The organism is Kitasatospora sp. UYEF31 (assembly GCF_057291755.1).
This window is the reverse complement of the sequence record NZ_JBXAWK010000110.1, coordinates 1-8981: the sequence shown is the minus strand read 5'-3', so window position 1 is coordinate 8981 and position 8981 is coordinate 1. Positions and strand designations below refer to the sequence as shown.

Genomic DNA, 8981 nt, shown 5'->3' with positions numbered 1-8981 from the left:
GGCGGGCTCTACGCCCAGGCCGCATAGTCCTCACGCCCAGTGACCAATTACCGTCCCGCAACCAGCAAGGAACTTCCGACGCGCTGCACTAGGGCCTGTTCTGGGTTTCCCGCCGGGGCCACGCCGCCCGGCACCGCCCCTCGCGGCGTTGCCGAATCCTCCGGGTATGACCGGTACGAGTCCGGATCCGGCACCTTGCGACGCACGGCGCCGGACAACGCGGCCTGGTCCGGTGGGAAACCCGGAACAGGACCTAGTTGTGCACTTCCAGGAGCGGGACCAACTGCTCCACGGCCGTCATCGACCCGTGCAGGCCGGTCATCCGGGACTCGTTCGGCTCACGCCGGGACGCGGTGATCGCGATGTCCGCGAACGGGGCGACGACCACGTCGCCGATGCGGTGGTACACCCGCTCCTCGACCTCCGGGCCGAACCAGCCCGCGCCTACGGCCTCATCCCGGGTCAGCACCCAGGCCTCTTCGCCGAGCATGTCGGTCCAGATGGCGTGCACGTCGGCCGCCGCACCCGGCACCGCGTAGAGGTGCCGCGCGCGGCCCTCGCCGCCGAGCAGCGCCACCCCGGCGGACAGCGCCGGGTCGGCGTCCACGTCCACGTGGTCCTCCGGGGCGATGTCGATCATCCCGTGGTCGCCGGTGATGTACAGGCTGCTCCCGGCGGGGAGCCGTTCGGCCAGCCGACGGGCCGTCATGTCGATGCGGTGGAGTTCGAGCCGCCACGCATCGGAGTCGACGCCGTTGCCGTGCCCGGCCTTGTCCAGCTCACTGGCGTACATGTAGACGAGCCTGCGACCTGGTTTCGCCAGTTCCAGCACCGTGGCCCCGACTCGCGGTTCACCGGCCGCCGCGCCGATGAACCGGCCGCCCTTGAGCGCCACCTCGGTCAGCGGGGTGCGTTCGAACATCGGATCGGTGACCTGCGCGACCCCGATGCCGGCCAGCGCGGCCTGTCGCATGATCGGCACGTGTGGCTGCCACTGCTTCGGCGGGACGTACGGGTCCCAGCGCAGCTGGTTCATCAGCCGCCCGTCGCCGGGGATCGCCACCTTGTAGCCGAGCAGCCCGTGACCACCCGGCGGGAGGCCCGTACCGAACGACGCGATCGAGGTCGCGGTGGTCGACGGGAATCCGACGGTCACCGGCTCACCCCGGCCGGCACACGAAGTCGGCAGCAGGGATGTGAGGAACGGTGCCCAGTCCGGGTGCGCTCTGATCAGCTCCCAGCCGAGTCCGTCGACCAGGAACACGCACGCCGCCCGGGTCGGCCGCAGCCCCAGCACATCGGTCATGCCGGGCATGCCGAGGGACGCGACGACCGCGGGCAGAACATCGGACAGCGCCTGCTCGCCGTAGCGCGGGACGGGGACCGGGGGGACGGCCGTTTCGCCGGAGAACGCCTGGCTCACCGGCGGGGCATACCCGAGATCGCCTCGGAGAGGGCGCGGGCGAAGGTCTGGGTGCGCTCGACTGCCTCGGGGCCGTCAGCGGCCTCGCTGACCCGCAGCGACAGGTCGTCGGCTGTCAGCGAACCGGTGTAGCCGTGGTCGACCTCGCAGTTGGGGTCGGCGCAGCCGGCCGGTTCGAGGTCGATGCGGCCCACCGCGCCCCAGCCGATGGTCAGGACGACTTCACGGGGCGGCTGGCCCGGCACGTACTCGGCCGGGTTGCCGACGACCCGGCTCACGACGACCGACTCCACGCGCTCCAGGCGCACGGTCTCGGTGGAAGTCGTGGCGTACGGGGTCGGGGAGGTGTCGTCCGGCGCGTGCTCGTCGGTGTGGCTGACGAGGAACCGGCTTTCGGTCAGCACGAGGACCGTGATGTGCCTGCGGACCTCGGTGCTGTCGAACGTGGTCTCCTGGTGCACCAGGAATGCCTCAACCGGCTCGCCGCCGATCGTCGATTCGACCGCGTCGACAACGAGGCTCGGGTAGTAGCCGCTGCGCTCGATAGCTGTACGCAGTTCGGTCGTGGTTCCGGTCTTCGCCATGCCTACATCCTGGCATCTTTACGCCCACACGTGCGCCACCGGGCGTCCGTGCGCTCGCGCGCGGGCCCGGGTGTGTGGAACGGCGCCCAGCGACAGCGGCTGCCGCGGCGACGCGGAAGGCTCTAACAGGGCTGGTTGTCTTGTCGATCGGAGTGGGCGGTTCTGCTCGGCTGAGTCCGACGGTTCCGTCGGCCGGGGCGGGTGATTTTGTCGATTCAGCGATGATTCGGAGTGGTGACGGACAGGCCCGGCCGGGTGACGGTGTGGCGAGACTTCGCCGGTGATCCGTCGAACGCCCGCTCCACGCCTCCACGCGCCGCCCACGCGCCCTCCCGGGCCGCCCGGGGCCAGGGGTTGACTTGGTTGTCGAGAAGGCCCGTACGGGGCGCAGGGACGCACCGCCTGACCGGGCGGCGGCCCCACCGGAGCCTTCGACCCGTTCGCTGCCGTGTGGATTCTCGGGGAACGAACCCGGTGGCGGATGGAGACGGAGGGCACAGACTCGGTCTTCTGTGGCCTCCTCAGGGCCCCGGTACGGGTCCAGGGCACGGAGCGCGCGGCCTAGTGGAGGGCTCAGCGCACAGGGGTGTGCCCCTGGACGACCCGGAACCGGGGCCGGTCACAGACCGCACGTGTGGGTGCCGCAGCTCGGGGCGGCACCGGCGGGCGTCGACTGTGACCGGGCGGAGGGCGGTACGGAACCGTTAGCGCGGATTCCGCACCGCCCTCGGCGCCGTCTGCGGGACGACTGCGCGCGGCGTCCCGAACGGCACCCCCACCGGGCGAGGGCGCGCAGCGTCCCGAGCGCGCCCGGAGGTCGCGGCCCGACCGGGCGACGCCCGCGCTTGGAGCCCGGCGGACAGCACAGCCCGCGCTTGGAGCCCGGCGGACAGCACAGCGAGGGCGCGCAGCGTCCCGAGCGCGCCCGGAGGGCGCGGCCCGACCGGGCGACGCGCGGGCGCCGAACAGCCCCGGAGCGAAGCGACGGGGATGTGAGGAAGACGCCCGCGCTTGGAGCCCGGCGGACAGCACAGCCCGCGCTTGGAGCCCGGCGGACAGCACAGCCCGCGCTTGGAGCCCGGCATCAAGGCACAGCCAGTGACCGGGGCCCGAATTCGCCCCGCACCGGCGGTTTCGACAGCCGGATCCGCGCGTCGAGGATGCCCACGCCCGCCGTCGAGACCATCACCGGGTCGAGTTCGATCCGGCTGATCTGCGGCAGGTCGTCGGCCAGCCGGGACACCCGCAGGAGCAGGTCTTCGAGCGCCTCCACGTTCACCGGCTCCGCGCCGCGGAAACCGAAGAGCATCGGGGCCGCGCGGATCTCCCGGACCAGTGAGCGCACGTCGGCGTCGGTGGCCGGAACCAGCCGGTAGGCGCGGTCGCCGAGCAGGTCGAAGGCCGGTCCCGCCAGACCGAAGGACAGCACCGCGCCGAAGGATTCGTCCCAGGTGATGCCGACGACCGTGGGTACCCCGCGCGGCGCCAGGCGCTGGATCACCAGGCGCGCCTGGTCGGGGCCGCCGAGGCGGTCGGCCATCCGCTGGAAGGCCCGCCGCAGGCCCGCCTCGGTACCGAGGTCGAGCCGTACGCCGTCGACGTCGGAGCGGTGGCGCAGGTGCTCGGCGATGGTCTTGAGCACGACCGGGTAACCGAGTTTTTCGGCGGCGGCCACTGCGGCGTCCTCGCTTTCCACCCGGAGCGCGGGCATCGGATGCAGGCCGTACGCCCCGAGGAGTTCCGCAGCGTCGTCCGGGGAGAGACCGGCCGCGTCAGCGGCCCCGAGCCGGGCCCGGACCAGCGCCTTGGCCTGGATGGGGTCCACCCCGTCAAGCTGCGGCAGCTTCCCCGCCGGGCGGCTTCGCCAGTCGGCGTAGCGGACCACTTCGGCCAGGGCCCGTACGGCGTTCTCGGTCGCGGGGTAGGACGGCACGGAGCCGAACGCGGGGACGCCGTCGGCGTCGAGGATGCGCAGTTGGGTGGGCAGGCCTTCGTGCGCCAGGTAGGTGGTGAGCAGTGGTTTCCCGATCGCCGCGGCGTGTACGGCGGCTCCGGCGATGACCTGGGCGACGTCCTGACCTGGTGTCATCAGCGGCGGGATGAACACGGTGATGACTGCGTCGACGTCGGCGGCGGCGAGTGCGTCGGCCAGTGCTGTGCGGAAGTCCTCCGCCGTGGCCCTGGTGGTCAGGTCGACGGGCCGGTGCGGGGTCAGTCCGGCGGCGGTGCACGCGTCGTAGGTGAGGAGGCCGAGTGAGTCGGAGTTGCCGATGATCGCGACCCGGCCGCCGGCCGGGAGCGGCTGGTAGGCCAGGAGCTGCGCGACGTCGAACATTTCAGCGACGGTGGGCACCCGGATGACCCCGGCCTGCCGGAACAGCGCGTCAACGGCCTGGTCGGAGAGTGTGAGCGTACGGGTGACATGGCCCATGGGCACGCCCAGCGCGGTGCGTCCGCTCTTGACCGCGACGATCGGTTTGCGCCGGGCCACCCGGCGGGCGAGCCGGGTGAACTTGCGCGGGTTGCCCAGGGATTCCAGGTGCAGCAGGACGACGTCGGTGGCCGGGTCGTCCTCCCAGTACTGCAGGAGGTCGTTTCCGGACACGTCGGCGCGGTTGCCCGCCGAGACGAAGGTGGACAGGCCGATGCCGCGGGCGACGGCGGATTCGAGGACGGCGATGCCGAGCGCGCCGGACTGGGCGAACATGCCGACCCGGCCGCGGCGCGGCATGCGGGGGGACAGTGAGGCGTTGGCCCGTACGTCGGGGGCGGTGTTCAGGATCCCCAGGCAGTTGGGCCCGATCACGCGCATGCCGTGCCCGCGGGCCGCGCGCACTAGTTGGCGCTGCTGTTCGCGGCCTTCGGGGCCGGTCTCGGCGAAGCCGGAGGAGACGACGACGAGGCCGCGTACGCCCTTGCGGCCGCATTCGCCGACCACTTGGAGCACGGCGGACGCGGGGACGGCCACGACCGCGAGGTCGACGGGCCCGGGGATGTCGGCGAGTGAGGCGTAGACCGGCAGTGCGCCGAGGAGGTCGTTCGGGCTCCCGGGGGCCTGCGGCGTCAGCCCCTGTGGGTTCGGTCCCCGGGAGAACACCGCACCGGCCGCGTTGGGGTTGACCGCGTACGCCGTGCCCGCGAAGCCGCCCTCGACCAGGTTTTCGAGCAGGGTGCGGCCGACGGTCCCGGCGTGCCGGCTCGCGCCGATGACCGCGATCGACCGGGGTGTGAGCAGCCGTTCGATGGACCGGGCCTCCGCGCGGTGCTCGCGGGCCAGCATGACTTCACGTGAGGTGTCGGTGGGCGCGAGGTCGAGGTTCAGCCGTACGACGCCGTCCTCGAAGGCCGCCTTCTGGGTGTAGCCGGCATCCTTGAAGACGGTCATCATGCGGCGGTTGGACGGCAGCACGTCGGCTTCGAAGCGGCGGATGCCGCGCTCCCGGGCCACCGCCGCGATGTGTTCGAGGAGGACGGAGGCGACGCCGCGCCCCTGCTGGTCGTCCTGCACCAGGAAGGCCACCTCCGCGATCGTGGACCTGGCGTGGGGCCCGGTGCGCACGGAGCGTCCGTCGGGCCCGATCCGGTCGTAGCGGACGATCGCCACCATCGCGCCGCCGACGAACATTCCGAGGGCGACCCGGTCGACCCAGTCGTGGTGGGTGAAGTGCCGGACGTCACGTGTGGAGAGTTTCGGGTACGGGGTGAAGAACCGCAGGTACTTCGACTCGGCGGACACCCGTTCGTAGAAGGCGACCAGCCGCTCGGCGTCCGCGGGGCCGACGGGCCGCAGGTGGGCGGTGCCGCCGTCACGCAGCAGGACGTCCGCTTCCCAGTATTCGGGGGCGCGGGGAGCTTCGGGGGCGGGGGTCTCCTGCACGGGGGGCTCCATCTCATGAGCCTAGACCGGTAGGTCTAACTCCGGGGATGCCACCGCTCCTGACTGATGGTCCATCAGGTAACTTACGGCTGAATTCGGCATACGCCTTTTTGTCACACCGTTCACCTTCGTCGTCTGTCACGCCACCCACCCAGTCGGCCCCGGGCCAGTGCGCACGGGGCCACCGACCAGGAGGTTCCACCGCCCATGGACACCACCCCCGCGCTCAGCGTCTCAGCCGCCTTCCCGGTCGCCGACATGGCGGCCGCCGTGCGTTTCATGTCCGCCGTACTCGGCACGGAGCCGACCTTCGTCGACGGCGACCGCTGGGCCCAGTTCGACGTCGACGGGGGCCGACTCGCGCTGTCCGGCACCGACCGGGAGGGCACGGGTCCGGTGGTGATGGTGAAGGTTGCCGACCTGGCGGCCGCGCTGGCCCCGCTGCGCGCGGACGGCGTCGCGGTCGGCGAGGTCGTGGAGGGCCCGCACGAGCTGCGGGTCCAGGTCACAGGCCCGGAGGGCTGGGCCGCGGTGCTGTACCAGCCGCGCAGCTGAACCGGCGTCCCCGTCCCGTACCGTCGTGATGATCATCGGAGTGTCGGCACCCCGTGCCGTTGACCCGCCGCACCGCTACGGCCAGGGTGGACCGGTGTCACTGCCCGCCACTGCCCCGGAGGTGCCCGTGTCCGTGCCTGTGTCCGCGCCCAAACCTGATCCAGCCGGTGCCACCGGTCCAGCCGTCTCAGCCAGTTCCACCGACTCCACCGACTCCACCGACTCCACCGACTCAGCAGGCACGACCGGACCGGCCGACCCGACTGACCCGGCCGACCCGACTGACCCGACTGACCCGACTGACCCGACTGACCCGACTGACCCGGCCTCGCCGGACTACGAACCCTCTGAGGCCTACCGCCAGTTCCGGGCCGCCCGGGACTTCCTCCTGGAGCACCGCGGGGACCTGGAGACCGCCCGCGGCTTCCCCCGGCCGCAGCCGGCGGAGTTCAACTGGGCCCTCGACTGGTTCGACCCGGTCGCGCGGGGCAACAACCGCACCGCGCTGTGGATCGTCGAAGCCGACGGTACGGACGTCCGGCTGACGTTCGACGAACTGGCCGCCCGGTCCGACCAGGTGGCCGGCTGGCTGCGGGACCAGGGGGTGCGCCGCGGTGAACGGATCCTCGTGGTCCTGGGCAATCAGGTCGCGCTGTGGGAGGTCATGCTCGCGGCGATGAAACTCGGGGCGGTGGTCATCCCGGCCACGCCCCTGCTGTCCCCGGCTGACCTGCACGACCGTGTCGTACGCGGCCAGGTCGCGCATGTGGTCGCGGACAGCGCGGCGACCAGCGGCTTCGCCGACGTGCCCGGCTCATGGGGCCGGGTCGCGGTCGGCGCCCCGGTGGCCGGGTGGCTGCGGTACGACGACACGTACACCTCGGCGGCCCCGTTCAGCCCGGACGGGCCGACTGGGGCCGACGATCCGCTGCTCGTCTACTTCACGTCCGGCACCACGGCGCAGCCCAAGCTCGTCGGCCACACGCACACCAGCTACCCGGTGGGGCACCTGTCGACGATGTACTGGCTGGGGCTCAAGCCCGGCGATGTGCACCTCAACATCTCCTCGCCCGGCTGGGCCAAGCATTCCTGGTCGAACCTGTTCGCGCCGTGGAACGCCGAGGCTACGGTGCTGATCGTCAATCAGCCCAGGTTCGCGGCGAAGCCGTTGCTCGAAGCCATGCAGCGGTGCGGCGCGACGACTTTCTGCGCCCCGCCGACCGTATGGCGGATGCTCATCCAGGAGGACCTGACCGCGTACGACATCCCGCTGCGCGAGGTGGTCGGGGCCGGCGAGCCACTCAACCCGGAGGTCATCGACCGGGTGCACGCGGCCTGGGGCCTGCCACTGCGTGACGGCTACGGGCAGACCGAGACGACCGCGCAGATCGGCAACCCGCCGGGGCAGCCGGTCAAGCCGGGGTCGATGGGGCGGGAACTCCCCGGATACACCGCTGTCCTGGTCGACGCGGCGACCGGGCGGCGCTCCGACGGTACGGGCGAAGGCGAGGGCGAGATCTGTCTCGACCTGTCGACAAAGCCACTGGGGCTGATGACCGGTTACCTCGACGACCCGGTGCGCACGGCCGAGGCGATGCGCGACGGCCGCTACCACACGGGCGATGTCGCGGTCCGGGACGCCGACGGCTACATCACCTTCATCGGGCGGGCCGACGACGTGTTCAAGGCCAGCGACTACCGGATCTCACCGTTCGAGCTGGAGAGCGTGCTGATCGAGCATCCGGCGGTGGCCGAGGCAGCCGTCGTGCCGTCGCCCGATCCGGTCCGGCTGGCCGTCCCGAAGGCGTACGTGGTCCTGGCGGCGGGTCACAGTCCGGACGCCGGGACGGCGCTGTCGATCCTCCGCTACGCCCGCGCGCAGCTCGCCCCGTACAAGCGGGTCCGCCGGATCGAGTTCGCCCCGCTGCCCAAGACCGTGTCCGGAAAGATCCGCCGGGTGGAACTGCGGGACCGGGAGGATCTGCTGCACACGTCCACGCAGGTCAGCCGGGCGACGCTCGAATGGTTCGAGGAGGACTTCCCGGACCTCTGAGCCTGCGGGCGTCACGGGCTGGGAGCCGCAGAGGCTCCGGCGGCTGGAACCGGCCCACCCACCCACCGGATGGTCATCACCCGCACGGGTGGCATCCGCGCCGGGGTTGGGACCCGCACTGTGCGGTGCGACAGGATGGGAGTCCGCCCGGGTGCGCCGGGCCACCTGTACGGGGGTCTGGTGGAACCGGTCGCCCGTGCGTTTCCTGGAGACAGTGTGCAGCGGTGGAGAACGGCCGGTCCGGGCGGCACACACGTGTTCGTGTGCCCACTCGGCCGGGCGTCCGCCGTCAGGCCTCAGCGGCTCCGCAAGTGGGCGGCGCGATGCGGCGGGACCTGCCGGCGGAGCCGCTGAGTGCGGTTTTGCGCCCCGTACGGGTCACTACTCCGTACAGCCTTACGACCTGGGTCGTAATTAGGGTCGGGGCATCCTGGCATGGCTGGTCGGCTGGTGGGTGATCACCGCACGGCGGCGCGGTCGGAGACCAGG

Annotated in this window: 5 protein-coding genes; 2 read left to right on the top strand and 3 right to left on the bottom strand. The window is 71.9% G+C overall.

All coding sequences use genetic code 11. The annotated features are described in order from the left end of the window. Positions 1-253: 253 nt before the first annotated feature. The 3 genes from AC0Z36_RS28925 to AC0Z36_RS28915 form a co-directional block, all read right to left on the bottom strand. Entirely contained in the window at positions 254-1423 is a 1170-nt protein-coding gene (locus AC0Z36_RS28925) for an alkaline phosphatase family protein (protein ID WP_485466040.1), read from the bottom strand. Then, on the bottom strand, positions 1420-2007 hold the full coding sequence (locus AC0Z36_RS28920; protein ID WP_485466039.1) for a DUF5998 family protein: 588 nt from the start codon (positions 2005-2007) through the stop codon (positions 1420-1422). The genes AC0Z36_RS28925 and AC0Z36_RS28920 overlap by 4 nt, the downstream gene beginning before the upstream one ends. A gap of 1084 nt (positions 2008-3091) precedes the next feature. Continuing rightward, positions 3092-5896 carry a bifunctional acetate--CoA ligase family protein/GNAT family N-acetyltransferase gene (locus AC0Z36_RS28915; RefSeq protein ID WP_485466038.1) on the bottom strand — a complete coding sequence of 935 codons (2805 nt, stop codon included), beginning with the start codon at positions 5894-5896 and terminating at the stop codon, positions 3092-3094. 195 nt (positions 5897-6091) lie between these two features. Here AC0Z36_RS28915 and AC0Z36_RS28910 point away from each other — a divergent pair, with 195 nt between their 5' ends. Further along, the gene (locus tag AC0Z36_RS28910) at positions 6092-6439 is read left to right on the top strand and encodes a VOC family protein (protein ID WP_485466037.1); all 348 of its coding nucleotides are present in this window, start codon (positions 6092-6094) and stop codon (positions 6437-6439) included. Between the two features lie 388 nt (positions 6440-6827). Continuing rightward, positions 6828-8492, top strand: a complete 1665-nt coding sequence (locus tag AC0Z36_RS28905) for an AMP-binding protein (protein ID WP_485466041.1) — start codon at positions 6828-6830, stop codon at positions 8490-8492. Positions 8493-8981: the final 489 nt, after the last annotated feature.

What these genes read in the sequence shown, in the direction of transcription:
- AC0Z36_RS28920 (WP_485466039.1), bottom strand. Translation starts at nt 2,007, where the DNA reads ATGGCGAAGACCGGAACCACGACCGAACTGCGTACAGCTATCGAGCGC.
- AC0Z36_RS28915 (WP_485466038.1), bottom strand. Translation starts at nt 5,896, where the DNA reads ATGGAGCCCCCCGTGCAGGAGACCCCCGCCCCCGAAGCTCCCCGCGCC.
- AC0Z36_RS28910 (WP_485466037.1), top strand. Translation starts at nt 6,092, where the DNA reads ATGGACACCACCCCCGCGCTCAGCGTCTCAGCCGCCTTCCCGGTCGCC.